The organism is Leclercia sp. S52, from assembly GCF_039727615.1.
In the GTDB taxonomy this organism is placed as follows: domain Bacteria; phylum Pseudomonadota; class Gammaproteobacteria; order Enterobacterales; family Enterobacteriaceae; genus Enterobacter; species Enterobacter adecarboxylatus_B.
On record NZ_CP152474.1, the window covers coordinates 4023175 to 4049751 of the forward strand.

The following is a 26577-nucleotide window of genomic DNA, read 5'->3' on the forward strand; positions in this document are numbered from 1 at the left end:
CAGAAAGGTTACTGGTATTCGCTCATCGGCACGCAGGAGCAGAACAGGTTGCGGTCGCCGTAGACGTCATCAAGACGCTTCACGGTCGGCCAGTACTTGTTGGCAACGCCTGCCGGGAAGACCGCCAGCTCGCGGGAGTAAGCGTGATTCCACTCCGCCACCATTTCGTGCTGGGTGTGCGGGGCGTTAACCAGCGGGTTATCTTCCAGCGTCCATTCACCATCCTGAACGCGGTCGATCTCCATGCGGATTGCCAGCATCGCGTCGATAAAGCGGTCCAGTTCGGCTTTGCTTTCGGATTCGGTTGGCTCAACCATCAGCGTGCCCGCGACCGGGAACGACATGGTTGGCGCATGGAAGCCGTAGTCGATCAGACGCTTAGCAATGTCCAGCTCGCTGATGCCGGTCTGCTCTTTCAGCGGACGAATATCCAGAATACACTCGTGCGCCACGCGGCCATCGCGACCGGTGTAGAGCACCGGGAAGGCGGACTTCAGACGCGTTGCGATGTAGTTCGCATTGAGGATCGCCACCTGGCTGGCCTTCTTCAGCCCTTCCGCACCCATCATGCGGATATACATCCAGCTGATTGGCAGGATAGAGGCGCTGCCGAACGGTGCCGCAGAGACCGCGCCCTGACGGGTCAGCATGCCTTCGATCTGCACCACGCTGTGACCCGGTACGAACGGCGCCAGGTGCGCTTTCACACCGATTGGACCCATACCCGGGCCGCCACCGCCGTGCGGAATGCAGAAGGTTTTGTGCAGGTTCAGGTGCGACACGTCCGCGCCGATAAAGCCTGGGGTGGTGATGCCCACCTGGGCGTTCATGTTGGCACCATCGAGGTAGACCTGGCCACCGTGCTGGTGCACGATTTCGCACACTTCACGGATAGTCTCTTCGTACACACCGTGGGTGGACGGATAGGTCACCATGATGCAGGAGAGCTTATCGCTGGTCTGTTCTGCTTTCGCACGCAGGTCCGCCAGATCGATGTTGCCGTTCTTATCGCAGGCGACAACCACCACTTCCATCCCTGCCATCTGGGCCGAGGCCGGGTTGGTGCCGTGCGCAGAGCTTGGGATCAGGCAGATATCGCGATGGCCTTCGTTGCGGCTCTCGTGATAGTGACGGATTGCCAGCAGGCCCGCGTACTCACCCTGAGCGCCGGAGTTCGGCTGCATGCAAAGAGCGTCGTAGCCGGTCAGCTTCACCAGCCAGTCGGAGAGCTGGTTGATCATCATATGGTAGCCTTCCGCCTGATCTGCCGGGCAGAACGGGTGCAGCTCAGCGAATTCCGGCCAGGTGATCGGGATCATCTCAGCGGCGGCGTTCAGCTTCATGGTGCAGGAGCCCAGCGGGATCATCGCCTGGTTCAGGGCCAGATCCTTGCGCTCCAGCGAGTGCATGTAGCGCATCATTTCGGTTTCGCTGTGGTAGCGGTTAAACACCGGATGGGCAAGGATCGCGTCGTCGCGCAGCATGGTCGCCTGAATGGAGCGGCTGTCATGCGCCACCTCTTTGTCGAGGGTAGCCACATCCAGACCGTGACCTTCGCCCAGCAGGACGTTGAACAGCACCTGGATATCTTCGCGAGTGGTGGTCTCATCCAGGGTGATGCTCACAGCATTCAGGATGTCGCTGCGCAGGTTGATCTCTGCGGCTTCAGCACGGGCCAGCACCGCCGCTTTGTCGGCCACTTCGACACACAGGGTATCGAAGAAGTGCGCGTGGCGCAGTTTTTGTCCTTTCTGCTGCAGGCCGCAGGCGAGGATATCCGCCAGACGATGAATGCGGCTGGCGATACGCTTCAGGCCAGCCGGGCCGTGGAAGACGGCGTACAGGCTGGCGATGTTAGCCAGCAGCACCTGCGAGGTACAGATGTTGGAGTTCGCTTTCTCACGACGAATGTGCTGCTCGCGAGTCTGCATCGCCATGCGCAGGGCGGTGTTACCGGCGGCATCTTTTGATACGCCGATAATGCGGCCTGGCATGGAGCGTTTGAATTCATCTTTCGCGGCGAAAAAGGCCGCGTGTGGACCGCCGTAGCCCATCGGCACGCCGAAGCGCTGCGCAGAGCCGAAGACGATGTCCGCGCCCTGTTTGCCCGGAGCGGTTAACAGCACCAGCGCCATAAAATCGGCCGCCACGCTGACGACAATCTTGCGCGCCTTCAGCCCGGTAATCAGGGTGCCGTAGTCGTGCACTTCACCGGTGGTGCCAACCTGCTGCAGCAGTACGCCGAACACGTCCTGGTGATCCAGCACTTTATCGGCGTCATCAACGATCACCTCAAAACCAAAGGTCTCCGCACGGGTACGCACCACGTCGAGGGTTTGCGGGTGAACGTCGGCGGCGACGAAGAAGCGGTTTGCACCCTTCAGTTTGCTGACGCGTTTTGCCATCGCCATCGCTTCTGCGGCGGCAGTGGCTTCATCCAGCAGCGAGGCCGAGGCAATGTCGAGACCGGTCAGATCCAGAGTAACCTGCTGGAAGTTAAGCAGCGCTTCCAGACGGCCCTGAGAGACTTCCGGCTGGTAGGGGGTGTAGGCGGTGTACCAGCCCGGGTTCTCCAGCATGTTGCGCAGGATCACCGGCGGTAACTGCACGTTGGTGTAGCCCATGCCAATGTAAGACTTAAAGCGCTTGTTCAGGCTGGCAATGCCTTTCAGTTCCGCCAGCGCAGCGTATTCAGTCGTCGATTCACCCACCTGCGGTGGGGTCGCGAGCTGAATATCCTTTGGCACGATCTGGCCGATCAGTGCGTCGAGCGAATCCGCGCCAACCGTCTTCAGCATCTCCTGCTGTTGTTGAGCATCCGGCCCAATGTGACGTTCAATGAAGGCGCCACGGTTTTCAAGCTGGCTTAAAGTCTGTGTCATGAGCGATGGTTCCTGAAACGTGCAGTGAATCGTAGTTGTCTGTAACTCTGTTGCCCGGTGGCGCTAACGCTTACCGGGCCTACGTTGTCCTGTAGGCCGGATAAGCGCAGCGCCATCCGGCACAACGTTATTCGTCTTCTAACAGGGCTTCGTACGCAGTCGCATCCAGCAGGGCGGCAACTTCCGCTTCGTCGCTGGCTTTAATTTTGAAGATCCAGCCTTCGCCGTATGGCTCGCTGTTTACCAGCTCCGGGGAGTCGCTCAGGGCGTCGTTAACCGCCACGATTTCGCCGCCCACTGGCGCATAGATATCAGAAGCGGCTTTTACAGATTCGGCCACGGCGCAGTCGTCACCGGCGGTTACGGTCGCGCCCACTTCCGGCAGATCCACAAAGACCATGTCACCTAACAGCTCCTGAGCATGCTCGGTGATCCCAACGGTGTAGGTGCCGTCGGCTTCTTTGCGCAGCCACTCGTGTTCTTTGCTGTATTTCAGTTCTGCTGGCACATTGCTCATTGAATTTCTCCTGATAAAAATAATTAGGCGACCGGCTTACCGGCGCGAACAAAAATCGGTTTGGTCACGCGGACCGGCATTTCGCGGTTGCGGATCTGCACCACGGCAGTCTCGCCAATACCCGCCGGCACACGCGCCAGAGCAATACTGTATCCCAGCGTCGGGGAGAAGGTGCCGCTGGTGATAATGCCTTCGCAGTGGTTGCCATTGGCGTCGGTGAAACGTACCGGCAGCTCGCCGCGCAGCACGCCCTTCTCGGTCATCACCAGGCCAACCAGCTGTTCGGTGCCCTTCTCACGCTGCTGCTCCAGCACTTCACGACCGATAAAGTCGCGATCGGCCGGCTCCCATGCAATGGTCCAGCCCATGTTAGCCGCCAGCGGAGAGACACCTTCGTCCATCTCCTGGCCATACAAATTCATCCCGGCTTCCAGACGCAGCGTATCGCGCGCCCCCAGGCCGGCCGGCTTAACGCCCGCTTCCACCAGCGCACGCCAGAAATCGGCCGCTTTTTCGTTCGGCATCGCAATTTCGTAGCCCGCTTCACCGGTATAGCCGGTGGTCGCCACAAACAGATCGCCCGCCTGCACGCCAAAGAACGGCTTCATGCCGTCGGTGGCCTGGCGCTGTTCATCAGTGAACAGGGATGCGGCTTTCGCCTGCGCGTTCGGCCCCTGCACCGCGATAAGCGACAGGTCGTCACGCACGGTGATGTCGATGGCGTAAGGTTCAGCGTGTTGGGTGATCCAGGCGAGGTCTTTTTCACGGGTGGCGGAGTTAACAACGAGGCGGAAGAAATCTTCGGTGAGGTAATAAACAATCAGGTCGTCAATCACGCCGCCGGAGGCATTCAGCATTCCGGAATAGAGCGCTTTGCCCGGCTTCGTGAGTTTGGCCACGTCGTTCGCCAGCAGATAACGCAAAAACTCCCGGGTGCGGCTGCCGTGCAGATCGACAATGGTCATATGCGAGACGTCGAACATACCGGCATCGGTGCGCACCGCATGATGCTCATCAATCTGCGAACCATAATGCAGCGGCATCATCCAGCCATGGAAATCGACCATGCGCGCACCGCATAAGGTGTGTTGTTCGTACAAAGGCGTCTGTTGAGCCATCTTTTCCTCGTTGAATAAGCTGGGCTGTCTTGCGTTTTATGCTGAAAAAATCACCATAAAACCCGGCATCGGCATCGCTCCCGGACGCCGACGCAAACGTTCTCTTTTACCTGAACTTACCACCGAAAACGGCGGTTAACCATAAGGCAAAGTGGGTCATCACATTAGCTTATGGTCAAAAATGCCAGCAAAGCGTACAGAGTTATTCACTATAAAAATGCGAAACATCCCGCACAAAAGCAAAGTTAATAAGACAGGATTTAGCATGGGCTGATATTTAGTGCGGAAAAACGCGCGGAATTTCCGTAACATAAAAATAGCCAGATTAGATAATCTAATGCGAAAAAGTCGGTGAAATTAGATTATTTCAAACGAGGGAATTCTGCCGACCCACAGGCCGACAGAATAAAGTGTGACGGGGTTCTAAATTAAAGTAGCCAGTCCGGCAGATCGTTAAGACCCATCGCCTGACGCAGAAGTTGGGGTTTGACGCCCGGGAGGGTGTCAGCCAGTTTCAGGCCGAGATCGCGCAGCAGTTTTTTCGCCGGATTGGCACCGGCAAAGAGTTCACGGAACCCCTGCATGCCCGCCAGCATCATGGCCGCGCTGTGCTTACGGCTGCGCTCGTACCGGCGCAGGTAAAGATGCTGCCCGATATCCTTGCCCTCACGATGCAGGCGGCGCAGCTCGCTCACCAGCTCGGCGGCATCCATAAAGCCCAGGTTCACACCCTGCCCGGCCAGCGGATGAATGGTATGCGCCGCGTCACCCACCAGCGCCAGACGGTGCGCCGCGAACTGCCGCGCGTAGCGACCGGTTAACGGGAACACCTGACGCTCGCTTTCGACGGTGCAGAGCCCCAGCCGGTTATCAAAGGCCACGCACAGGGCCTGATTGAACTCTTCGGCGGACGCCTCCTGCATCTGCTGGGCCTTCTCAGGGGACAGCGACCAGACGATCGAGCAGAGATGCGGATCGCTGAGGGGCAGAAAGGCGAGGATACCGTCGTTATGGAAAATCTGCCGGGCCACGGCCTGATGCGGCTCTGCGGTGCGGATGGTGGCGACCAGCGCATGATGGCGGTAGTCCCAGTACGTCAGCGGAATGTCGGCTTTGTTACGCAGCCAGGAGTTTGCGCCATCGGCCCCCACCACCAGGCGCGCGGTCAGCATGTCGCCGCTTTGCAGGGTGATAAAGGCATCGTTTTCGCCCCAGGCCACCTGCTGCAGCTGCGCGGGGGCAATCAGCGTGACGTCGCTGCACTGCTGCGCTTTCTGCCACAATGCATGGTGAATCACCGCGTTTTCGATGATATGACCAAGATGGCTGTAGCCCATGCTCTCATCATCAAAGGCGATATGCCCGAAGCTGTCTTTATCCCACACTTCCATCCCGTGATAGCAGCTGGCGCGCTGGGCGATAATGTCTGACCAGACGCCGATGCGGGTCAGCAGCTTTTCACTGGCGGCGTTGATCGCCGAGACCCGGAGTTCAGGCGGCGCATCGGAAGCGACAGGCTGAGGCGGTTTCTGCTCCAGCACCGCCACGCGCAGACCGCTACCCTGCAGACCGCAGGCCAGCGCCAGTCCTACCATTCCGCCACCGACAATGGCGACATCAACATTCTGCACTTTGTTTACTCCTTAGCGAGCGACCCAACCGAGAGTCCTCTGCGCCAGCACGTCGCGTGCCGGAATGAATAATTCCATCGCCATCAGCCCCAGGTTACGCCCTGCAACCAGCGGTGCCCAGCGATTGGCAAACAGATGCACCAGCCCGTCGGTCACGCCGATGGTGGCTTCTTTATCTGCCTGACGTCGTTTCTGATACTGGCCCAGCACTGGATACGCGCCGCAATCCTGCTGTTGGGCAAAGGCCTGCGCCAGCGTTTCGGCAAGGCTCATCACATCGCGCAGTCCGAGGTTAAAGCCCTGTCCAGCGATGGGGTGTAGCGTCTGCGCCGCATTGCCCACCAGCGCGACGCGATGGGAGACAGACTGCGACGCGGTGGTTAATGCCAGCGGATAGACCGAACGCTTCCCGGCATGAGTAATACGCCCAAGCCGCCAGCCAAAGGCTTTTTGCAGCTCGGCGCAGAAGCGTTCGTCAGACCAGCCCTGCACGTCATCCGCCTTTTCCAGCGGATGGCACCAGACCAGCGAGCTGCGCCCCTGCGACATCGGCAGCATCGCCAGCGGACCGTGTTGGGTAAAACGTTCAAAGGCGCGGCCACGGTGCGGTTCGGCGGTGGCGACATTGGCGATCACCGCCAGCTGATGGTATGGCTGCTGCTGCCACTGGATGCCACACTGCTGGCCAAGCGCCGAACGGGAGCCGTCGGCCGCCACCAGCAGTTGACCCTCGATCGTACTGCCGTCATCCAGCGTGACGCTGACCGAGGTTTCGCTGCGGGTGAAGTGTTCTACGCGCGCCGGGCAATGCAGCGTCACGCCAGGGGCATCCTGCAACAGGCGGAACAGGCGCAGACCTACGTCGTGCAGCTCAACCACCTGCCCCAGCGCATCAATTCGATAATCCTGCGCCTCAAGAGTGACAAACCCGGCGTGGCCCCGGTCGCTGACATGAACGGTTTCGATCGCGGTAGCGCAGTCGGCAATCGCCTGCCAGATGCCGCTGCGGGCCAGCTGCTGGCAGGTGCCCTGCGCCAGGGCGATGGCGCGGCCATCAAACCCCGGATGGCCGTTCGACTGCGGCGCCACGGCCTCAACCAGATGGACCTGCAGTTTACCCTGGGTCAGGGTGGAGATCGTCAGCGCCAGGGTGGCGCCGGTCATGCCTCCGCCAACGATGATGATGCTCATGGGCGAGCCGCCGCCATCAGGGCTTCAATCTCATCGGCGTTTTTCACTACCGAAGCCGTCAGGTTTTCGTTACCGGATTCGGTGATCACGATGTCATCTTCGATACGAATGCCGATCCCGCGATACTCGGCGGGCACGTCGGCATCCGGGGCGATATAGAGCCCCGGTTCAACGGTCAGCACCATTCCGGGCTCCAGCACGCGGGAACGTTCCGGACCGTAGACGCCCACGTCATGCACATCCAGCCCCAGCCAGTGGCTCAGGCCATGCATAAAGAAAGGACGATGCGCGTTCTCAGCAATCAGCTGTTCGACATCGCCCTTGAGGATCCCCAGATCCACCAGGCCGCTAATCATAATGCGCACCACTTCGCCGGTGACGTCCTGAATGGAGGTACCGGGGCGGAACAGCATCAGCGCGGTGTCCAGCGACTGCAGGACGATGTCGTAGATGGCGCGTTGGGCCGGGGTGAATTTGCCGTTGACCGGGAAGGTGCGGGTGATATCCCCGGCATAGCCGTTAAATTCGCATCCGGCGTCGATCAGCACCAGATCGCCATCCCGCAGTTCCGATTCGTTTTCGGTGTAGTGCAGAATGCAGCCGTTTTCACCGCCGCCAACGATGGTGTTATAGGCCGGATAGCGTGCGCCGTGGCGGGTAAATTCATGGTGAATTTCGCCTTCCAGCTGATATTCGAACATCCCCGGACGGCATTTTTGCATCGCCCGGGTATGCGCCAGAGCGCTGATCTCACCCGCCTTACGCATCACATCCAGCTCTTCCGCCGATTTAAACAGGCGTAGTTCATGGACGGCAGGACGCCAGTCGGTGAGGGTTGCAGGGGCTTTCAGATTTTGCCGGGAACCTTTGCGCAGCTTATCCAGCGCGGCAAAGACAATCTCATCGGCATAGGCGTATTCACCCTGCGCGTGGTAGACCACATCCAGGCCATTGAGCAGCTGGTAGAGCTGCTCGTTGATTTCGCTGAACGCCAGGGCGCGATCCACGCCCAGCTTTTCCGGCGCGGCCTGCTGGCCCAGACGGCGGCCAAACCAGATCTCGGCGGTGAGATCCCGAACGCGGTTAAACAGCACGCTGTGGTTATGGGTGTCGTGACTTTTGATCAGCACCAGCACCGACTCCGGCTCATTGAAGCCGGTGAAGTACCAGAAATCACTGCTCTGGCGGTACGGATATTCGCTATCGTTGCTGCGCGTGGCTTCCGGTGCGGCAAAAATCAACGCGGCGCTGCCCGGCTGCATAGTCGCCAGCAGCGCCTGACGGCGGCGAAGGTACTCTTGCTGAGTCATGACACCCTCCTGGAATCGTTATTAGTGTAAGGTTGGTTTGCGCACTTCCGGCGCGGTCGGTTTTACGCGCGTAAAGGTATCGTGGCAAAGCAGCGACGCCACACGCACGTACTCGATGATCTCTTCCAGTGACATCTCCAGCTCTTCCTGATCTTCGTCTTCATCGTAGCCCAGCTGAGCGATGTTACGCAGATCGTCGATCGCTTCCCCGGCCTCGCCCGTCACTTTTTCCAGCTTAGGCTGCGTCACACCCAACCCTAGCAGGTAGTGATTGACCCAACCGGCCAGCGCATCGGCGCGATCGAACACGCTGACGTCGTCGCCATCAGGCAGATAAAGCTGAAAAAGGAAGCCGTCGTCTTCCAGCGCATCGCTGGTTGCGCCATGCATGCTGCGCAACGCCTGGGCGAGGTCGTGCCCAAACGCCAGACCCTCGTTCGTCAGGTCGTGAACCAGCGGCAGCCATGAGCTGTCGTTGTTTCCACCACACAGCATCCCGCTGATCAGACCGTGCATTTCAGCCGGGGTTAAACCCACTCCCTGCTGGTTCAGTAACTGGCTGACATCGTTGTAACCAGGCATTTCGTTCTGCATAGACATGCTCATTCGTCATCAAAGGGAGGAATATTCATGATATGCTACCACTTTGGACCCTGGTGAACCAGAATAGGGCTTGTTTCTACACGCCAGGGTAGCTATAGTGTCGCCCCTTCGCAGCCCCCGGTAGCGGAAGTGAAGGCAGCGCAGTCAAACAGCAGGAAGGTGGCATGTCTGCACAACCCGTCGATATCCAAATTTTTGGCCGTTCGCTGCGAGTGAATTGTCCGCCTGAACAAAGGGATGCTTTGAATCAGGCTGCGGATGATTTGAATCAGCGGTTGCAAGATTTAAAAGAACGCACTAGAGTCACAAATACTGAGCAGCTGGTCTTCATCGCCGCGTTGAACATCAGTTATGAACTGGCTCAGGAAAAAGCGAAGACCCGCGATTACGCGGCGAGCATGGAACAACGCATTAAAATGCTCCAGCAGACCATTGAACAGGCATTGCTTGATCAGGGTCGAATTACAGACAGACCGGGGCAAAACTTTGAATAACACTTCGTGGTCTACTATGGTAGAGTGACCCTGAAGGAAAAATTTCTCTGAGATGTTCGCATGCGGGCCAGTCCCCTGAGCCGATATTTCATACCACAAGAATGTGGCGCTCCATGGTTGGTGAGCATGCTCGGTTCGTCCGAGAAGCCTTAAAACTATGACGACACATTCACCTTGAACCAAGGGTTCAAGGGTTACAGCCTGCGGCGGCATCTCGGAGATTCCCTCACCTTTCTACCCAGCGACTACCATGACGCAACTTCCTGAAGTCCCTGCCTCTCGTCAACACATTCGTCAGTTTATCCGTCAGCAACGCCGAGCCTTAACATCCGAACAGCAAGCCCATTTCGCGCAGCAAGCCGCGGCCCGCATGATGGCTTATCCACCCGTCGTGATGGCGCATACCGTTGCCCTGTTCCTCTCTTTTGATGGCGAACTCGATACCCAACCGCTGATCGATGAGCTCTGGCGCACCGGGAAAAAAGTCTACCTGCCGGTACTTCACCCGTTCAGCCCGGGGAACTTACTGTTTCTGCACTACCATCCTCACAGCGAGCTGGTGGTGAATCGTCTGAAAATCACCGAACCTAAGCTGGACGTGCGCGACGTGCTGCCGCTGGATCAGCTGGACGTACTGGTGACGCCGCTGGTGGCATTTGATGAGAGCGGACAGCGTTTGGGTATGGGCGGAGGTTTTTACGATCGCACTCTGCAAAACTGGCAGCAGCACGGCTTACAGCCCGTAGGCTATGCCCATGATTGTCAGCGCGTGGACGCGTTACCGGTAGAGAAATGGGATATTCCGCTGCCTGCGGTGGTGACGCCCAGCAAAATCTGGCTCTGGTAGAATAAAGCCGGGTGGCGGCTACGCCTTACCCGGCCTACATAAACCCTCGGACTTTGTAGGTCGGGTAAGCGCAAGCGCCACCCGACACCACAAACCGCACAATCAATACAGCAGGCGCGCGCGAATCGTGCCTTGAATAGCCTTCATCCCCTGCAGCGCTTTCTCTGCAACGTCTTCATCCGCTTCGATATCGATAACCACATAACCCATCTGGGCGTTAGTTTGCAGATACTGTGCGGCGATGTTCACGCCCTGCTCAGCGAAGATCTGGTTAATGGCCGTCAGCACGCCCGGACGGTTTTCGTGGATGTGCAGCAGACGACGTCCGCCGTGCAGCGGCAGAGAGACTTCCGGAAAGTTAACCGCCGACAGGGTTGAGCCGTTGTCAGAGTATTTGCTCAGCTTACCGGCTACTTCGAGACCAATGTTTTCCTGCGCTTCCTGAGTAGAGCCCCCGATGTGCGGAGTCAGGATCACGTTGTCAAACTCGCACAGCGGCGAGGTGAACGGATCGCTGTTGGTCGCCGGCTCGGTCGGGAAGACATCGATGGCAGCACCCGCCAGATGTTTGCTTTTCAGAGCTTCGCACAGCGCCGGGATATCCACCACCGTACCGCGCGCGGCGTTGATCAGCAGCGAGCCCGGCTTCATCAGCGCCAGCTCTTCTGCACCCATCATGTTTTTGGTGGAGGCGTTTTCCGGCACGTGCAGGCTCACGACATCGCTCATGTTGAGCAGGTCGGAGAGATGCTGAACCTGAGTGGCATTCCCCAGCGGCAGCTTGTTTTCGATGTCGTAGAAGAAGACGTGCATCCCCAGCGATTCCGCCAGAATGCCCAGCTGCGTGCCGATGTGGCCGTAGCCGATAATGCCCAGCTTTTTACCACGCGCTTCAAAAGAGCCGGATGCCAGTTTATTCCAGATCCCGCGGTGGGCCTTGGCATTAGCTTCAGGGATGCCACGCAGCAGCAGCAGAAGTTCACCGATCACCAGCTCCGCCACGGAACGGGTATTGGAGAATGGCGCGTTGAATACCGGGATACCGCGCTTCGCAGCAGCATTGAGATCGACCTGGTTGGTGCCGATACAGAAGCAGCCAATCGCAACCAGTTTTTCTGCTGCGGCAATAACGTCTTCAGTCAGGTGGGTACGGGATCGCAGGCCAATGAAGTGGGCGTCGCGGATCGACTCTTTCAGCTGTTCGGTATCCAGCGCGCCTTTGTGAAATTCGATGTTGGTGTAACCTGCCGCACGAAGGTTATCCAGTGCTTTCTGATGCACCCCTTCGACCAGCAGAAATTTAATCTTGTCTTTCTCCAGTGATACCTTTGCCATTTCCCCGACCCTGTCTGATTGTCTGAACTGTTGTTGTGCTGGATTGAAATCCGCTCCAGCCAACATATCAAAAAAAACTATTGCAGCAATATGAACGTTTGCGTCGGGACTCTGAAGAAATGTCATACAGCGCCAATTGGCAGTGAATAATGCTGTGAAGGAATACGAAAGCGGCAGGATCGTCAGGAGAGATTTCGAAATGTGACACAAGTCACCGAATATCGCTGTTGCAAAAAAAGTTAGCGGGGGGGAGACTCCCCCCGTCAGATCATTTCACGATGGTTTTGACGCCATCGGCAGTGCCGATCAGCGCGACGTCCGCGCCACGATTGGCGAATAACCCTACGGTTACCACGCCTGGCAGACCATTGATGGCATTCTCCAGCGCTACGGCGTCGAGGATCTCCAGACCGTGAACATCCAGAATCACATTCCCGTTATCCGTCACCACGCCCTGACGGTATTCCGGGCGGCCACCCAGTTTCACCAGCTCGCGGGCAACCGCGCTGCGCGCCATCGGGATCACTTCAACCGGCAGCGGGAAGTTGCCGAGGATATCGACCTGCTTGGAGGCATCGGCGATACAGATAAACTTGTCAGCCACGGAGGCGATGATTTTCTCACGCGTCAGCGCCGCGCCACCGCCCTTGATCATCTGCATATGGCCGTTGATCTCATCCGCGCCGTCGACGTAGATCCCCAGACGGTCAACGTCGTTGAGATCGAAAACGGTGATCCCCAGGCTTTTCAGCTTTTCCGTGGAGGCATCGGAGCTGGAAACCGCGCCCTCGATCTGGCCTTTCATGGTGCCCAGCGCATCAATAAAGTGTGCTGCCGTTGACCCTGTGCCCACGCCGACAATGGTACCCGGCTGTACATACTGGAGAGCGGCCCATCCTACTGCTTTTTTCAGTTCATCCTGCGTCATGATCTCGTGCCCGTGATGATTTTGCGTGACGCGCATTATAGAGCATTCGCCTGCGCCATGTGATCTGCGAGGTCACCAATTTCGTCTGTATCAAACATAAATTTATGTCATAGTGCGAAGTATTGAATTTTTTGGGAGTCAGCCAGAGCAATGAAACGTCCGGACTACAGAACATTACAGGCGCTTGATGCCGTTATTCGTGAACGCGGATTCGAACGCGCAGCACAAAAGCTGTGCATTACCCAATCCGCTGTTTCACAACGAATCAAACAGCTTGAAAACATGTTCGGGCAGCCGCTGCTGGTTCGTACCGTGCCGCCGCGTCCAACCGAACAGGGGCAAAAGCTGCTGGCGCTACTGCGTCAGGTTGAGCTGCTGGAAGATGAGTGGCTGGGCGACGAACAGACTGGCTCTACGCCGCTGCTGCTCTCTCTGGCGGTCAACGCCGACAGTCTGGCAACCTGGCTCCTCCCTGCCCTCGCCCCGGTGCTGGCCGATTCGCCTATTCGCCTGAATCTGCAGGTTGAAGACGAAACCCGTACCCAGGAGCGTCTGCGCCGCGGTGAAGTAGTGGGTGCAGTCAGTATCCAACCTCAGGCGCTGCCAAGCTGCCTGGTGGATCAGCTGGGGGCGCTGGATTATCTGTTCGTTGGCTCAAAAGCCTTTGCCGAGCGTTACTTCCCGAATGGCGTTACCCGCGCGGCGCTGCTGAAAGCACCTGCCGTAGCCTTTGACCATCTTGATGACATGCATCAGGCATTTTTACAGCAGAACTTCGACCTGCCGCCGGGCAGCGTACCTTGCCATATCGTGAACTCCTCCGAAGCCTTCGTCCAGCTGGCACGTCAGGGCACCACCTGCTGCATGATCCCGCATCTGCAGATCGAGAAAGAGCTGAACAGCGGCGAGCTGATCGACCTGACACCAGGCTTACACCAGCGCCGTATGCTCTACTGGCACCGCTTTGCCCCGGAAAGCCGGATGATGCGCAACGTCACCGACGCGCTGCTGGCCCATGGACATAAAGTCCTGCGTCAGGACTAATAAAAAGGCCGGGTCGCATTAACGCTGACCCGGCCTTTTTTCTGTGCTGAATACCAGACTTACGGTGCTTTAGTCGCCGTATCCTGCTGCTGATTCTGCTGAACCGGCTGAGTCTGCTGAACCTGCTGGTTCTGCTGCTGACCCTGCGCTGGCTCCAGCTGGAACACCACGTCAACCTGATCGTCAAACTGAATGGTTGGCTGTTCGTAGGTATCCTGCGCAGAGACTGGCGCCGCTTCCGCTTTCATCATGCGTACCATCGGGCTCGGCTGATAGTTAGAGACGTGGTAACGGACGCTGTAAACCGGGCCCAGCTTGCTGTTAAAGCCAGAAGCCAGCTGCTGCGCCTGACGCACGGCATCATCAATCGCCGCTTTACGCGCTTCGTCTTTATACTTCTCAGGTTGCGCAACACCCAGGGAGACAGAACGGATTTCGTTCAGACCCGCTTTCAGCGCGCCATCCAGCAGGGAGTTGAGCTTATCAAGCTGACGCACCGTGACTTCCACGGTACGCACCGCGCGGTAACCTTTCAGGATGCTTTTGCCATCCTTATAGTCATAATCCGGCTGAGTACGCAGGTTGGCAGAATTGATATCTTTTTTAGCGACGCCGTTCTGCTCCAGGAAAGAGAGATATTGCGCAACGCGATCGTCTGCCTGTTTCTTGGCGGTAGCGGCATCTTTTGCCGCCACGTTCACTTCGATGGCTAAGGTTGCAATATCCGGGGCCGCATCAACGCTGGCGGTACCGGAGGTCACAATGTGCGGGCTGTCAGGCAGTTCACTGGCCTGAACGGATGCTGCGCCAAAACCTATTAATGCCGCCAGGGCGATTACATTCAACTTCACTTTTATTCCTCCATGTTGCGAAGAGTGCCCATGTAACAGGGCGCATGCCAGCAAGCTTAGCGGCTGCTGGTCGAATGTCCATAAGACAACGCTTAGTCGAATAGTTCCCGAATATGATGAATCCCCTCTTTTGCCAGTTGGAAAGCGATAACCCACATCACCACACCGACCAGGCCGTTGATAATGCGCTGGGCTTTGGCGGTGCGCAGACGGGGAGCCAGCCAGGCGGCAAGCAGCGCCAGCCCAAAGAACCACAGGAAAGAGGCGCTGACGGTACCCAGCGCAAACCAGCGTCTTGGCTCGGCATCGAGCTGCCCACCCAGGCTGCCCAGCACCACGAAGGTATCCAGATAGACATGCGGATTGAGCCATGTGACCGCCAGCATGGTGACGATAATTTTCCAGCGCCCCTGCTTCATCACTTCGGCGCTGGCCAGCTCAATATCGTTGCCCATCGCCGTTTTCAGAGCACCAAAGCCATACCACAGCAGAAACGCCACCCCGCCCCAGGTGACCAGCGCCAGCAGCCAGGGGGACTGCATCAGCAGCGCGCTGCCGCCGAAAATCCCGGCGCAGATGAGGAGCATATCGCTCACCGCGCAGAGCAGCGCAATCATCAGATGATACTGACGACGAATGCCCTGATTCATGACGAACGCATTTTGCGGGCCGAGGGGCAGGATCATCGCTGCGCCAATCATAAGCCCTTGAATGTAAAAAGATAACATGGGGATTAATCTCAAAAAACTGTCTTGAGGGCAGACTATACTGCGGGAGGATAATAAGAGGAAATGGATAATATTAATTGGCAATAAGTGAAACTGATTAAACCCGGCACGCATTGCGCGTGCCGGGTTATGGGGAAAGTATTATTCCGCCGTTTCCTTCACGCGCTTGAAGTTTACGTCCATCTGCGGATACGGGAAGCTGATGCCGTTGGCGTCAAAGTCGCGCTTCACGCGTTCCAGCACGTCCCAGTACACGCTCTGCAAATCACCGCTGTGGCTCCAGACGCGCACCACAAAGTTGATCGAGGAGGCACCCAGCTCGTTCAGGCGAACGGTCATCTCGCGATCTTTCAGAATGCGGTCATCCGACTCGATAATATTGGTGAGCAGTTGCTTCACCTTGTCGATGTCCGAGTCATACGCCACGCCAATGATGAACTCATTGCGACGGACGGGCTCGCGGGAGAAGTTGATGATATTGTTGGCGATGATTTTCCCGTTCGGGATCACCACCATACGGCCATCCGCGCTGCGCAGGGTGGTAGAGAAGATCTGCACCTGCAGCACCGTACCGGCCACGCCGCCCAGGTCGACATACTCACCGGAGCGGAAAGGACGGAAGGTCACCAGCAGTACCCCGGCAGCCAGGTTTGACAGCGAGCCCTGCAAGGCCAGACCAATGGCCAGACCGGCGGCACCCAGTACAGCAATAACCGACGCCGTTTGCACCCCGACACGGCCAAGGGCCGCGATCAGCGTGAATGCGATAACGCCGTAACGCACCAGCGCAGAGAGGAAATCTGCCACAGTGGCATCAATATGACGCGCACGCATCACGCGGTTAACCGCATTAGAGATGATGCGCGCCACGATCATACCGATGATGATAATGGCGATAGCCGCCACAATGTTGACGGCGTAACTCAACAGCAATGCCTGGTTACGCACCAGCCAGGAGCCCGCGTTATTGATGCTATCTACAACACCGAGATCTTCCATTCAAAATTCCTTATCTAAGCCAGACCATAAAAATGCATCCCCCATCGAGGCAGGCAAGTTAGTAAAGGGTAAACAAAAGCGGGGAGTTTTGCCAAACAGATCACATAAATAGTGCCTGTAGCCAGTTGAAAAAGCATAAAAAAAGCCCGCGATTAACGCGGGCTTTCTGAGGCTTTTAGCAGCGCAAATTACAGAACGTCAACCGCGTTCAGCTCTTTGAATGCCTGCTCCAGACGCGTCACCATAGAGGTCTGGGCTGAACGCAGCCATACGCGTGGATCGTAGTATTTCTTGTTCGGCTGGTCTTCGCCTTTCGGGTTGCCCAGCTGGCCCTGCAGGTAAGCTTCGTTGGTTTTGTAGTACTGCAGGATACCGTCCCAGGTTGCCCATTGGGTGTCGGTATCGATGTTCATTTTGATAACACCGTAGCTTACGGAGTCTTTGATTTCCTGAGCAGAAGAACCGGAACCGCCGTGGAAGACGAAGTTCAGGCTGTTGTGCGGCAGGTTGTGTTTCTTGGAAACGTATTCCTGAGAATCACGCAGAATGGTTGGAGTCAGAACCACGTTGCCTGGCTTGTACACGCCGTGCACGTTACCGAAGGAAGCAGCGATGGTGAAACGTGGGCTGATTTTGCTCAGTTCGGTGTAGGCGTAATCAACGTCTTCTGGCTGAGTGTACAGGGCAGAAGCGTCCATATGGCTGTTGTCCACGCCGTCTTCTTCGCCACCGGTGCAACCCAGTTCGATTTCCAGAGTCATGTCCATTTTGGCCATGCGCGCCAGGTATTTGGAGCAGATCTCGATGTTCTCTTCCAGAGACTCTTCAGACAGGTCGATCATGTGAGAAGAGAACAGTGGCTTACCGGTTGCCGCGAAGTGTTTTTCGCCAGCGTCCAGCAGACCGTCGATCCACGGCAGCAGTTTCTTCGCGCAGTGGTCAGTGTGCAGGATAACCGGAACACCGTAGTGCTCAGCCATCTGGTGTACGTGATGTGCGCCAGAGATTGCGCCCAGGATTGCCGCGCCCTGAGGAACGTCAGTTTTCACGCCTTTACCTGCGATAAACGCAGCGCCGCCGTTGGAGAACTGAACGATTACCGGAGCTTTAACTTTTGCTGCGGCTTCCAGTACGGCGTTGATTGAGTCGGTACCGACGCAGTTAACAGCTGGCAGAGCAAAGTTATTTTCTTTTGCTACCTGGAACACCTTCTGAACGTCATCACCAGTGATCACGCCAGGTTTTACGAAATCAAAAATTTTAGACATGTTGCGAGTCCTGTATCTTCGGCCTTGGAAAGGGGCGAGCTCTTAAAAGCACGCTGAAAATTGGGCAGGTTTCCCTGCCCTAAAATGGCTTACTTCTTAGCGCGCTCTTCGAGCATGGCTACTGCTGGCAGAACTTTGCCTTCCACGAATTCGAGGAATGCGCCGCCGCCAGTGGAGATGTAGGAGATCTTGTCGGAAATACCGAACAGATCGATGGCTGCCAGGGTGTCACCGCCGCCAGCAATGGAGAATGCTTCGCTGTCTGCAATCGCGTTAGCCACGATTTCAGTACCTTTACGGAAGTTCGGGAATTCGAACACGCCAACCGGGCCGTTCCACAGAATGGTTTTCGCATTCTTCAGGATTTCAGCCAGTTTCTCTGCAGAGGCATCGCCCAGGTCCAGAATCTGCTCTTCGTTTTTGATGTCAGAGACAGATTTCAGCTCAGCGGTTGCGGTTTCAGAGAACTCGGTTGCCACGCGAACGTCAGTTGGAACAGGGATATCACAGGTAGTCAGCAGGCGTTTGGCTTCGTCAACCAGGTCTGCTTCGTACAGGGATTTACCCACGTTGTGGCCCTGAGCGGCAACGAAGGTGTTGGCGATACCGCCACCCACGATCAGCTGGTCAGCGATTTTGGACAGAGAGTCCAGAACGGTCAGTTTGGTAGACACTTTAGAACCACCAACGATAGCAACCATTGGACGAGCTGGTTCTTTCAGGGCTTTGCCCAGTGCTTCCAGTTCGTCAGCCAGCAGCGGACCTGCACAGGCGACGTCAGCGAATTTACCGATACCGTGAGTAGAAGCCTGCGCACGGTGAGCGGTACCGAAAGCATCCATTACGAACACGTCGCACAGGGCAGCGTATTTTTTGGACAGGGTTTCGTCGTCTTTCTTCTCGCCTTTGTTGAAGCGAACGTTTTCCAGAACAACCAGCTCACCTTCAGCAACTTCAACGCCGTCCAGGTAGTCTTTAACCAGACGTACCGGGCTGGACAGTTTGTCTTTCAGGTAATTAACAACCGGCAGCAGAGAGAATTCTTCGTTGTACTCGCCTTCGGTCGGACGACCCAGGTGGGAGGTGACCATCACTTTCGCGCCCTGCTTCAGTGCCAGTTCGATGGTTGGCAGAGATGCACGGATACGCGCGTCGCTGGTCACTTTCCCATCTTTAACCGGTACGTTCAGATCCGCACGGATGAAAACGCGTTTACCTGCCAGATCCAGATCGGTCATCTTAATTACAGACATGGTGAATCCTCTCGTTGATTCTTAAAGTTTTGCAGACGCAATACGCGTCTTACCTGAAACCTTGTGCGGCCATGGCTAACGTGGTGTCGAGCATCCTGTTAGCAAAGCCCCATTCGTTATCACACCAGACCAGCGTTTTGATCAGATGCGCTCCACTCACGCGCGTTTGAGTGCCATCAACAATGGCGCTATGCGGATCGTGGTTAAAATCTACTGAGACCAACGGTAATTCCGTATAGTCAACTATACCATGAAATGCTTGCTGTGCCGCTTTTTGCAGCAACAGGTTGACCTCACAGGCTTTTACCGGTTTTTTCACGGTTACGCTGAGGTCGATCGCCGTCACGTTAATAGTAGGAACACGCACGGCGATGGCTTCAAAACGGTCTTCAAACTGGGGGAAAATTCGGGTAATACCGGCCGCCAGTTTGGTATCCACCGGAATAATGGACTGACTCGCCGCGCGAGTGCGTCGCAGATCCGGGTGGTATGCGTCAATGACCTGCTGATCGTGCATGGCGGAATGAATCGTGGTCACGGTGCCCGATTCAATGCCATAGGCATCGTCCAGCAGTTTGATGACCGGAATAATACAGTTGGTGGTGCAGGAGGCATTGGAGACGATGCGGTGTTCCGCTTGCAGCTCATGATGGTTAACGCCGTAAACCACCGTGGCATCGAGATCGTTACTGCCGGGATGTGAGAAGAGCACTTTCTTCGCGCCAGCCGCCAGATGGGCTTCGCCGTGTTCGCGATTGCCGTAGACGCCGGTACAGTCGAGCACCACATCCACGCCCAGCTCACGCCAGGGTAAGGCGTCGATCGTCTGCTCGTGCAGCACACGAATCACGTCATCACCAACGAACAGCTGCTCTCTCTCCTGACGAACGTCCCAGGCAAAGCGCCCATGGCTGGTGTCATACTTCAATAAATGCGCCATGCCTGCGGCATCCGCCAGTTCATTGATGGCCACCACGGTCATTTCCGCCCGACGCCCGGATTCATATAAAGCACGAACCACGTTGCGTCCGATGCGACCGAAACCATTAATCGCTACGCGTACGGTCATAAGTCTCCTGCAAAGCTTTCCCTGATTCGAGGTGGCTGACAGAGTAATGCAGCAACGCTCTGAGGGGAATCCTCGCCTGTCACAAACTCCAACTGATTGGTCATTTGTCGAACGTTTAATCGACTGAAACGCTTCAGCTAGAATAAGCGAAACATGGAATAAAGGGAATGTCTGTCCAGACCAATAAGCCAGCTATATGACGTGCGTCACATTTAAAGTGCAATTATCACCGGTTTTATTCCATATTCCAGAATCGTGAATAAGCGTAGCAATATCTTTTCGTTGTCGCGGCGTAAATCCTGATTTATATCAGAAAGCATATCCTCCGGTGCCGATATTATGTGCGGCTCGTCCGAGTCTCGGAGACCTGCAAATTATGACCATGCCTCGCACCTCTTCATCAGAAGCCCGCTTTTATGCCCTTCGTCTGCTTCCCGGCCAGGAAGTGTTTTCGCAGCTGCGGGGCTTTGTGCAACAGCAACAGCTACGCGCCGCCTGGATTGCTGGCTGTACCGGTAGCCTGACCGACGTCGCGCTGCGCTATGCCGGACAGGAGGCCACCACCCTGCTCACCGGAACCTGGGAAATTATCTCCCTCAATGGCACGCTTGAGCTGACCGGCGAACATCTGCACCTCAGCGTATCGGACCCACAAGGGGCGATGCTGGGAGGTCATATGATGCCAGGCTGCACCGTGCGCACCACCCTTGAGTTAGTGATCGGTGAGCTGAGGGATCTGGCATTTAGCCGCCAGCCCTGCCCGCTTTCCGGCTATGACGAACTGCATATCTCCCCCCCGTTAATTGACCACTCAACAAGAGGTTTCTCTATGTCGCGTCGCCCGTTTTCCAGCCAGGCTTTGGTCCTGATTGTGATCGCTATTGCCATTAACATGATCGGCGGTCAGCTGATCAGCATGCTTAAGCTGCCCATTTTCCTCGACTCCATCGGCACCTTGATTAGCGCCGTACTGCTCGGCCCGGTCATCGGCATGTTGACCGGTCTGCTGACCAACCTGCTGTGGGGGCTGTTAACCGATCCCATTGCCGCCGCCTTTGCACCAGTGGCTATGGTTATCGGGCTGGTCGCCGGCTGGCTGGCGCGGGCGGGCTGGTTTCGCACCCTGCCGAAAGTGGTCATCAGCGGGATCGTTATTACTCTCGCCGTCACCCTGGTTGCGGTACCGTTACGCACCACCCTCTTTGGCGGCGTCACCGGAGGCGGCGCAGATCTGTTTGTCGCCTGGTTCCAGGCCGTCGGGCAAAACCTGGTGGAGTCGGTCGCCATCACCGTGCTGGGCGCCAATCTGGTTGATAAGGTGCTGACCGCAGTGCTGGTGTGGATCCTGCTGCGCCAGCTGCCCTTACGCACCACGCGCCAGTTCCCGACGATGTCAGCCGTGCGCTAAATGCACCCCTTTACCTCGTTAACCTTGTGGGCGCTGGCGGCCTGCAGCACCTTGCTGCTGCCAGCCCAGACCCTGCTGCCCGTTTACAGCCTGGCCACCTTTCTCTGCCTGCTGGTGCTGAAACCTACCCGCAGGCGGGCAAAGTATGTTGCCTTACTGATGATCCCTCTGGGGACGGGGTTATGGCTGGTGCATGGCGGCATGCTGGTAGAGTGGATCAGCGGTCAGCCTCGCGATCCGCAGCGCTGGGCGCACGCCATCACCCTGTGGCTGCGCATCCTGGCCATTGTCTCGACGTCGCAGCTGTGGATGGCCTATGTTCCGGTTCAGCGCTTTATCCGGGCGCTGTTTGCCTCCCGTCTGCCGCCTGGCGTGGCCTACCTGTTTGCCGGCCCGCTGCTGGTGGTTGAACAGCTTAAACGCCAGCTGACGATAATTCATGAAGCCCAGCGGGCGCGGGGCGTGCCGCTGGATGAGGCCTGGTATCAGCGTCTGACCGCGATCCCAGCTCTGATTGTGCCGCTCACCCACAATGCGCTCAATGATTTAGCCGTACGCGGAGCGGCGCTGGATATGCGCGGCTTTCGCCTGCATCGCACGCGCACCACGCTGTGGGCTCCGCAGGACAGCACCTTGCAGCGCCTGGCGCGCTACGGCATGGTTCTGCTGATGGTGACGGAAACGGGAGTCTGGATATGGTTACGCTAGAGCAGTTTCGTTTTCTCCCCCTCCATGCCACCCATCCGCCTTCATGCCTGGACTTTCACTGTTCCGGGCCGGGAATGGTGGCAATTTTTGGCGATAACGGCAGCGGGAAAAGCACCCTGGCGCAGCTTATGGCGGGCTGGTACCCGGATTTCCTGCCCGGGAAGATCGCAGGCAAAGGTCTTCTGCTGGGAACGCCGGTTGGAGAGCTGTCCCTCGTGGAACGGGCATCCACCATCCAGCTGGTGCAGCAGTCGCCTTATCTGCAGCTTTCCGGCTGTACCTTCAGCGTTGAGGAGGAGGTGGCGTTTGGCCCGGAAAACCTCTGCCTGGATGAAGCGGAAATTTTGCAGCGCATTGACGCGGCACTCACCCTGACCGACTGTCAGCCGCTGCGCCAGCGCCATCCCGGGACGCTCTCCGGCGGTGAGACTCAGCGCATAGCGATCGCCAGCGCGCTCGCCATGCTGCCCCGGCTGTTGATCCTCGATGAAGCTTTTAGCCGCCTGACCGCGCAAGCCACCGACAGGCTGCTGGTTCGGCTGCACCGCTGGGCGCTGGAACAACAGGCTCTGATTGTGCTATTCGAGCGCAACCCTTCCCCTTTTATTCCCCACTGCCAGCAGGCCTGGCAGCTGCGCGACGGAGCATTACACCCCTTATGTTAACCCTCAATCAGGTCAGGTATCGCTGGCCAGGCGCGGCAGATGAGTGCCTGCGCGACATCTCTCTTGCGCTTGGGGAAGGCGAATGGCTGGCACTGACGGGTGATAATGGCGCGGGAAAATCCACGCTGTTGCGCATCATGGCCGGGCTTCTTGCCCCCTCCTCCGGGGAGGTGCTCTTCAAGGATGAACCGATAGCCCACCTGAAAAACCGCCAGCGTGCCCGTCATGTCGGCGTGCTGTTTCAGGAGGCGGAAAACCAGATTTTCCACAGTAAAGTTGCCGAAGAGGTGGCGTTTGGCCTGAAGCTGCAAAAATTACCGGCGGCAGACATTGCGCGCCGTACTCAGGCCGCATTACAGCTGTGCCGGTTAGAGGAGGTTGCCGACGCGCATCCTCTGGATCTGCATACCGCGCAGCGGCGAATGGTGGCCGTCGCCAGTCTGGAGGCGATGGCGCCAGAGGTTCTGCTGTTGGATGAACCCAGCCGGGACTTTGATCCCCACTGGCTGTCGGTATTTGAAAACTGGCTGGAGGTCTGTCGTCAGCGGGGAACCAGCATCGTGGCGATCTGTCATGACCCGGCCTTTACCCGGCGTCATTTCTCGCGCGTGGTTCGTCTGGAGGCAGGTCGGTTATCGCCATAAAAAAGGGCCGCTTACGCGACCCTTTATTTGTTCTGCTTATGTGATTACAGCAGTTCTTTCGCTTTTGCGACCACGTTCTCAACGGTGAAGCCAAACTCTTCGAACAGCTGCTCAGCCGGAGCAGACTCACCGAAGGTGGTCATGCCGACGATTGCGCCGTTCAGGCCCACGTATTTGAACCAGTAGTCAGCGATACCCGCTTCGATAGCAACACGGGCAGAAACGGCTTTCGGCAGCACGGATTCACGGTAAGCCGCGTCCTGCTTGTCGAAGGCGTCGGTAGACGGCATGGAAACCACGCGGGCCTTCACGCCTTCGCCTGCCAGCTGATCCCAGGCCGCAACGGCCAGTTCAACTTCAGAACCGGTGGCGATGAAGATCACCTGCGGCTGACCGTCGCAGTCTTTCAGCACGTAACCACCGCGGGCGATGTTCGCCAGCTGCTCTTCGGTACGATCCTGCTGAGCCAGGTTCTGACGGGAGAGGATCAGTGCGGTCGGGCCGTCCTGACGCTCAACGCCATATTTCCACGCTACCGCGGATTCAACCTGGTCACATGGACGCCATGTGGACATGTTCGGGGTGACACGCAGGGAAGCGACCTGCTCAACCGGCTGGTGAGTCGGGCCATCTTCGCCCAGACCGATGGAGTCGTGGGTGTAAACCATCACCTGACGCTGTTTCATCAGCGCAGCCATACGCACCGCGTTACGGGCATATTCCACGAACATCAGGAAGGTGGAGGTGTACGGCAGGAAACCACCGTGCAGGGAGATACCGTTGGCAATCGCGGTCATACCGAATTCACGTACACCGTAATGGATGTAGTTACCGGCAGCATCTTCGTTGATCGCTTTGGAACCAGACCAGATAGTCAGGTTAGAAGGCGCCAGGTCAGCGGAGCCGCCCAGGAATTCTGGAAGCAGCGGACCGAAAGCTTCGATGGCATTCTGGGACGCTTTACGGCTGGCGATCTTGGACGGGTTAGCCTGCAGCTTAGCGATGAACTCGTTCGCTTTCGCGTCGAAGTCAGACGGCATGTCACCTTTCATACGACGGGTGTATTCAGCCGCTTCCTGTGGGAAGGCTTTAGCGTAGGCAGCAAATTTCTCGTTCCAGGCGGCTTCTTTTGCCTGACCGGCTTCTTTAGCATCCCACTGCGCGTAGATCTCAGATGGGATCTCAAACGCGGCGTGTTTCCAGCCCAGCTGTTCGCGGGTCAGAACGATCTCTGCGTCACCCAGCGGTGCACCGTGAGAGTCGTGGGTACCGGCTTTGTTCGGGGAACCGAAACCGATGATGGTTTTGCACATCAGCAGGGACGGTTTGTCGGTCACAGCGCGTGCTTCTTCTACTGCACGTTTAATCGCTTCCGCATCGTGGCCGTCAACGCCACGCACCACGTGCCAGCCGTAGGCTTCGAAACGTGCTGCGGTATCGTCGGTGAACCAGCCTTCAACGTGGCCGTCGATGGAGATGCCGTTGTCGTCATAGAACGCAACCAGTTTGCCCAGCTTCAGGGTACCGGCCAGGGAGCATACCTCGTGAGAGATACCTTCCATCATGCAGCCGTCGCCGAGGAACGCATAGGTGAAGTGGTCAACAATGTCGTGACCCGGACGGTTGAACTGCGCCGCCAGCGTCTTCTCAGCAATCGCCATGCCCACTGCGTTAGCAATACCCTGACCCAGCGGACCGGTAGTGGTTTCGACACCTGCGGTGTAACCCACTTCCGGGTGTCCCGGGGTTTTGGAGTGCAGCTGACGGAAGTTTTTCAGCTCTTCGATTGGCAGGTCATAGCCGGTGAGGTGCAGCAGGCTGTAGATCAGCATGGAGCCGTGGCCGTTGGACAGCACGAAGCGGTCGCGGTCAGCCCATGCCGGGTTCTGCGGGTTGTGGTTCAGGAAATCACGCCACAGCACTTCGGCAATGTCAGCCATACCCATAGGGGCACCCGGGTGACCGGATTTAGCTTTTTGTACAGCATCCATGCTCAGCGCACGAATAGCATTGGCAAGCTCTTTACGTGAGGACATTTTGACTCCAGATCGGATGTTGAAGGCCATACCCGTTTCGGCTTGACGACAGCGCGTTTTGGGCTACGCCAGAAAAAAGTGCCAACAATGTAACCCAAGCGACAAAGCATGTACATGGACCATTCTTTTGCCGGTTAAGAAATCTCTGGAACAGGCTCGCACGTTGCGCAATCTTCTCGCCCGCCTCCGTTTATATTCTTTATACTTAGCCATACTCCGGCTTCGCTGCCGTGATGTACTTTCAGAATTTATCGTGTTTAACGAGTGCGGAAGCAACCAAATGAAAATGCGTGCGATAGTGCTGGCTCTGGGAACAACGCTCCTGCTGAGCGGGTGTCAGAATATGGACTCTGGCGGGCTGATGAGCTCCGGGGCAGAGGCGTTTCAGGCCTACTCCCTGAGCGATGCTCAGGTTAAAACATTAAGCGATGAGGCCTGTAAGGAGATGGACGGTAAAGCCACCATCGCCCCGGCTGGCAGCACCTACGCTCAGCGTCTGGATAAGATTGCTTCTGCCCTTGGCGACAACATCAATGGCCAGCCGGTGAACTATAAGGTTTACATGGCCAAAGACGTCAACGCCTTCGCCATGGCCAACGGCTGTATCCGCGTCTACAGCGGGCTGATGGATATGATGACCGACAACGAAGTCGAAGCGGTTATCGGGCATGAAATGGGTCACGTTGCCCTCGGCCACGTGAAGAAAGGAATGCAGGTTGCCCTCGGTACCAATGCGGTGCGCGTGGCGGCAGCGTCTGCCGGCGGCATTGTCGGCAGCCTGTCCCAGTCGCAGCTTGGCGATCTCGGTGAAAAACTGGTCAACTCCCAGTTCTCCCAGCGTCAGGAATCTGAGGCCGATGACTACTCTTACGATCTGTTGCGCAAACGCGGCATCAACCCGTCAGGTTTAGCCACCAGCTTCGAAAAACTGGCTCAACAGGAAGCGGGTCGTCAAAGCTCAATGTTTGACGACCACCCTGCCTCTGCAGAGCGTGCGCAACATATTCGCGATCGCATGGCGACAGACGGCATTAAATAACTGCACAGC

24 protein-coding genes, 1 other RNA gene and 1 pseudogene are annotated in these 26577 nt (G+C 57.2%); 10 read left to right on the top strand and 16 right to left on the bottom strand.

Translation table 11 applies throughout. The features are described from left to right. Window positions 1–8: 8 nt before the first annotated feature. The 7 genes from gcvP to AAHB66_RS19240 form a co-directional block, all read right to left on the bottom strand. On the bottom strand, window positions 9–2882 hold the full coding sequence (gcvP, locus tag AAHB66_RS19210) for an aminomethyl-transferring glycine dehydrogenase (RefSeq protein ID WP_347114102.1): 2874 nt from the start codon (window positions 2880–2882) through the stop codon (window positions 9–11). A gap of 127 nt (window positions 2883–3009) precedes the next feature. Further along, window positions 3010–3399: a glycine cleavage system protein GcvH gene (gcvH, locus tag AAHB66_RS19215; RefSeq protein WP_039029826.1), complete on the bottom strand. Its 390-nt coding sequence runs from the start codon at window positions 3397–3399 to the stop codon at window positions 3010–3012. 23 nt (window positions 3400–3422) lie between these two features. Then, complete coding sequence (gene gcvT / locus AAHB66_RS19220; RefSeq protein ID WP_142487017.1) at window positions 3423–4517, bottom strand: glycine cleavage system aminomethyltransferase GcvT; 1095 nt, start codon at window positions 4515–4517, stop codon at window positions 3423–3425. A 428-nt stretch (window positions 4518–4945) separates the two neighbouring features. Continuing rightward, window positions 4946–6148, bottom strand: a complete 1203-nt coding sequence (gene ubiI / locus AAHB66_RS19225; protein WP_347114104.1) for an FAD-dependent 2-octaprenylphenol hydroxylase — start codon at window positions 6146–6148, stop codon at window positions 4946–4948. 12 nt (window positions 6149–6160) lie between these two features. Continuing rightward, window positions 6161–7339, bottom strand: a complete 1179-nt coding sequence (ubiH, locus tag AAHB66_RS19230) for a 2-octaprenyl-6-methoxyphenyl hydroxylase (protein WP_347114105.1) — start codon at window positions 7337–7339, stop codon at window positions 6161–6163. Continuing rightward, a complete protein-coding gene (gene pepP / locus AAHB66_RS19235) occupies window positions 7336–8649 on the bottom strand; it encodes a Xaa-Pro aminopeptidase (protein WP_347114106.1) in 1314 nt (437 codons plus the stop codon). The genes ubiH and pepP overlap by 4 nt, the downstream gene beginning before the upstream one ends. A gap of 21 nt (window positions 8650–8670) precedes the next feature. Continuing rightward, entirely contained in the window at window positions 8671–9249 is a 579-nt protein-coding gene (locus AAHB66_RS19240) for a YecA family protein (RefSeq protein ID WP_146145529.1), read from the bottom strand. Window positions 9250–9416: 167 nt separating this feature from the next. Here AAHB66_RS19240 and zapA point away from each other — a divergent pair, with 167 nt between their 5' ends. The 3 genes from zapA (at window position 9417) to AAHB66_RS19255 (ending at window position 10593) form a co-directional block, all read left to right on the top strand. Then, a complete protein-coding gene (gene zapA, locus AAHB66_RS19245; RefSeq protein WP_032613890.1) occupies window positions 9417–9746 on the top strand; it encodes a cell division protein ZapA in 330 nt (109 codons plus the stop codon). A gap of 41 nt (window positions 9747–9787) precedes the next feature. Continuing rightward, a non-coding RNA gene (gene ssrS / locus AAHB66_RS19250) (6S RNA) lies at window positions 9788–9971 on the top strand. 25 nt (window positions 9972–9996) lie between these two features. Then, complete coding sequence (locus AAHB66_RS19255; protein ID WP_106994370.1) at window positions 9997–10593, top strand: 5-formyltetrahydrofolate cyclo-ligase; 597 nt, start codon at window positions 9997–9999, stop codon at window positions 10591–10593. A 102-nt stretch (window positions 10594–10695) separates the two neighbouring features. Here the strand turns inward: AAHB66_RS19255 and serA are convergent, their stop codons facing one another. Both serA and rpiA read right to left on the bottom strand, forming a co-directional pair. Beyond that, window positions 10696–11928 carry a phosphoglycerate dehydrogenase gene (serA, locus tag AAHB66_RS19260; protein ID WP_225758107.1) on the bottom strand — a complete coding sequence of 411 codons (1233 nt, stop codon included), beginning with the start codon at window positions 11926–11928 and terminating at the stop codon, window positions 10696–10698. Between the two features lie 268 nt (window positions 11929–12196). Next, window positions 12197–12856: a ribose-5-phosphate isomerase RpiA gene (gene rpiA, locus AAHB66_RS19265; protein ID WP_166185451.1), complete on the bottom strand. Its 660-nt coding sequence runs from the start codon at window positions 12854–12856 to the stop codon at window positions 12197–12199. Window positions 12857–13006: 150 nt separating this feature from the next. Here rpiA and argP point away from each other — a divergent pair, with 150 nt between their 5' ends. Next, complete coding sequence (argP, locus tag AAHB66_RS19270) at window positions 13007–13900, top strand: DNA-binding transcriptional regulator ArgP (RefSeq protein WP_106994367.1); 894 nt, start codon at window positions 13007–13009, stop codon at window positions 13898–13900. Between the two features lie 59 nt (window positions 13901–13959). On the opposite strand, the gene AAHB66_RS19275 is transcribed toward argP, so the two are convergent. The 6 genes from AAHB66_RS19275 to epd all read right to left on the bottom strand — a co-directional run bounded on the left by AAHB66_RS19275 (window position 13960) and on the right by epd (window position 20068). After that, a complete protein-coding gene (locus tag AAHB66_RS19275; RefSeq protein WP_347114107.1) occupies window positions 13960–14751 on the bottom strand; it encodes an oxidative stress defense protein in 792 nt (263 codons plus the stop codon). A 92-nt stretch (window positions 14752–14843) separates the two neighbouring features. Further along, window positions 14844–15479, bottom strand: a complete 636-nt coding sequence (gene argO, locus AAHB66_RS19280; protein WP_347114108.1) for an arginine exporter ArgO — start codon at window positions 15477–15479, stop codon at window positions 14844–14846. A gap of 141 nt (window positions 15480–15620) precedes the next feature. Further along, entirely contained in the window at window positions 15621–16478 is an 858-nt protein-coding gene (locus tag AAHB66_RS19285) for a small-conductance mechanosensitive channel MscS (RefSeq protein WP_347114109.1), read from the bottom strand. Window positions 16479–16666: 188 nt separating this feature from the next. After that, window positions 16667–17746 (bottom strand): class II fructose-bisphosphate aldolase, encoded by a 1080-nt coding sequence (fbaA, locus tag AAHB66_RS19290; RefSeq protein WP_032613902.1) that lies wholly within the window; start codon window positions 17744–17746, stop codon window positions 16667–16669. A gap of 89 nt (window positions 17747–17835) precedes the next feature. Further along, window positions 17836–18999, bottom strand: a complete 1164-nt coding sequence (pgk, locus tag AAHB66_RS19295; RefSeq protein WP_032613905.1) for a phosphoglycerate kinase — start codon at window positions 18997–18999, stop codon at window positions 17836–17838. A 49-nt stretch (window positions 19000–19048) separates the two neighbouring features. Then, window positions 19049–20068, bottom strand: a complete 1020-nt coding sequence (gene epd, locus AAHB66_RS19300) for an erythrose-4-phosphate dehydrogenase (RefSeq protein WP_106994362.1) — start codon at window positions 20066–20068, stop codon at window positions 19049–19051. A 376-nt stretch (window positions 20069–20444) separates the two neighbouring features. Here epd and AAHB66_RS19305 point away from each other — a divergent pair. The 5 genes and pseudogenes from AAHB66_RS19305 to AAHB66_RS19325 all read left to right on the top strand — a co-directional run. After that, window positions 20445–20861: pseudogene (locus AAHB66_RS19305) on the top strand (PPC domain-containing DNA-binding protein); the annotation flags it as partial. A gap of 36 nt (window positions 20862–20897) precedes the next feature. Next, window positions 20898–21476, top strand: coding sequence for an ECF transporter S component (locus AAHB66_RS19310; protein WP_347116522.1), 579 nt, complete (start codon window positions 20898–20900; stop codon window positions 21474–21476). Further along, window positions 21477–22184 (top strand): energy-coupling factor transporter transmembrane component T, encoded by a 708-nt coding sequence (locus AAHB66_RS19315; RefSeq protein ID WP_347114111.1) that lies wholly within the window; start codon window positions 21477–21479, stop codon window positions 22182–22184. It abuts the gene before it with no gap. Then, window positions 22172–22849 carry an ABC transporter ATP-binding protein gene (locus AAHB66_RS19320; RefSeq protein WP_347114113.1) on the top strand — a complete coding sequence of 226 codons (678 nt, stop codon included), beginning with the start codon at window positions 22172–22174 and terminating at the stop codon, window positions 22847–22849. Before AAHB66_RS19315 ends, AAHB66_RS19320 begins: the two co-directional genes overlap by 13 nt. Further along, window positions 22843–23493 carry an ATP-binding cassette domain-containing protein gene (locus AAHB66_RS19325; RefSeq protein ID WP_347114114.1) on the top strand — a complete coding sequence of 217 codons (651 nt, stop codon included), beginning with the start codon at window positions 22843–22845 and terminating at the stop codon, window positions 23491–23493. The genes AAHB66_RS19320 and AAHB66_RS19325 overlap by 7 nt, the downstream gene beginning before the upstream one ends. A 44-nt stretch (window positions 23494–23537) precedes the next feature. Here AAHB66_RS19325 and tkt read toward each other — a convergent pair whose 3' ends face one another. After that, window positions 23538–25529 (bottom strand): transketolase, encoded by a 1992-nt coding sequence (tkt, locus tag AAHB66_RS19330; RefSeq protein ID WP_347114116.1) that lies wholly within the window; start codon window positions 25527–25529, stop codon window positions 23538–23540. Window positions 25530–25809: 280 nt separating this feature from the next. Here tkt and AAHB66_RS19335 point away from each other — a divergent pair, with 280 nt between their 5' ends. Further along, window positions 25810–26568: a M48 family metallopeptidase gene (locus tag AAHB66_RS19335; RefSeq protein ID WP_347114118.1), complete on the top strand. Its 759-nt coding sequence runs from the start codon at window positions 25810–25812 to the stop codon at window positions 26566–26568. The last annotated feature ends 9 nt before the right edge of the window (window positions 26569–26577 follow it).

Bases quoted from the DNA above. Each gene is read 5' to 3' on its own strand.
- AAHB66_RS19325 (WP_347114114.1), top strand. From the start codon at position 22,843: ATGTTAACCCTCAATCAGGTCAGGTATCGCTGGCCAGGCGCGGCAGAT.
- AAHB66_RS19255 (WP_106994370.1), top strand. From the start codon at position 9,997: ATGACGCAACTTCCTGAAGTCCCTGCCTCTCGTCAACACATTCGTCAG.
- AAHB66_RS19240 (WP_146145529.1), bottom strand. From the start codon at position 9,249: ATGTCTATGCAGAACGAAATGCCTGGTTACAACGATGTCAGCCAGTTA.
- AAHB66_RS19310 (WP_347116522.1), top strand. From the start codon at position 20,898: ATGTCGCGTCGCCCGTTTTCCAGCCAGGCTTTGGTCCTGATTGTGATC.
- serA (WP_225758107.1), bottom strand. From the start codon at position 11,928: ATGGCAAAGGTATCACTGGAGAAAGACAAGATTAAATTTCTGCTGGTC.
- argP (WP_106994367.1), top strand. From the start codon at position 13,007: ATGAAACGTCCGGACTACAGAACATTACAGGCGCTTGATGCCGTTATT.
- ubiH (WP_347114105.1), bottom strand. From the start codon at position 7,339: ATGAGCATCATCATCGTTGGCGGAGGCATGACCGGCGCCACCCTGGCG.
- AAHB66_RS19315 (WP_347114111.1), top strand. From the start codon at position 21,477: ATGCACCCCTTTACCTCGTTAACCTTGTGGGCGCTGGCGGCCTGCAGC.
- zapA (WP_032613890.1), top strand. From the start codon at position 9,417: ATGTCTGCACAACCCGTCGATATCCAAATTTTTGGCCGTTCGCTGCGA.
- pepP (WP_347114106.1), bottom strand. From the start codon at position 8,649: ATGACTCAGCAAGAGTACCTTCGCCGCCGTCAGGCGCTGCTGGCGACT.
- AAHB66_RS19285 (WP_347114109.1), bottom strand. From the start codon at position 16,478: ATGGAAGATCTCGGTGTTGTAGATAGCATCAATAACGCGGGCTCCTGG.
- tkt (WP_347114116.1), bottom strand. From the start codon at position 25,529: ATGTCCTCACGTAAAGAGCTTGCCAATGCTATTCGTGCGCTGAGCATG.
- argO (WP_347114108.1), bottom strand. From the start codon at position 15,479: ATGTTATCTTTTTACATTCAAGGGCTTATGATTGGCGCAGCGATGATC.
- pgk (WP_032613905.1), bottom strand. From the start codon at position 18,999: ATGTCTGTAATTAAGATGACCGATCTGGATCTGGCAGGTAAACGCGTT.
- AAHB66_RS19335 (WP_347114118.1), top strand. From the start codon at position 25,810: ATGAAAATGCGTGCGATAGTGCTGGCTCTGGGAACAACGCTCCTGCTG.
- AAHB66_RS19320 (WP_347114113.1), top strand. From the start codon at position 22,172: ATGGTTACGCTAGAGCAGTTTCGTTTTCTCCCCCTCCATGCCACCCAT.
- gcvT (WP_142487017.1), bottom strand. From the start codon at position 4,517: ATGGCTCAACAGACGCCTTTGTACGAACAACACACCTTATGCGGTGCG.
- rpiA (WP_166185451.1), bottom strand. From the start codon at position 12,856: ATGACGCAGGATGAACTGAAAAAAGCAGTAGGATGGGCCGCTCTCCAG.
- gcvH (WP_039029826.1), bottom strand. From the start codon at position 3,399: ATGAGCAATGTGCCAGCAGAACTGAAATACAGCAAAGAACACGAGTGG.
- gcvP (WP_347114102.1), bottom strand. From the start codon at position 2,882: ATGACACAGACTTTAAGCCAGCTTGAAAACCGTGGCGCCTTCATTGAA.
- epd (WP_106994362.1), bottom strand. From the start codon at position 20,068: ATGACCGTACGCGTAGCGATTAATGGTTTCGGTCGCATCGGACGCAAC.
- fbaA (WP_032613902.1), bottom strand. From the start codon at position 17,746: ATGTCTAAAATTTTTGATTTCGTAAAACCTGGCGTGATCACTGGTGAT.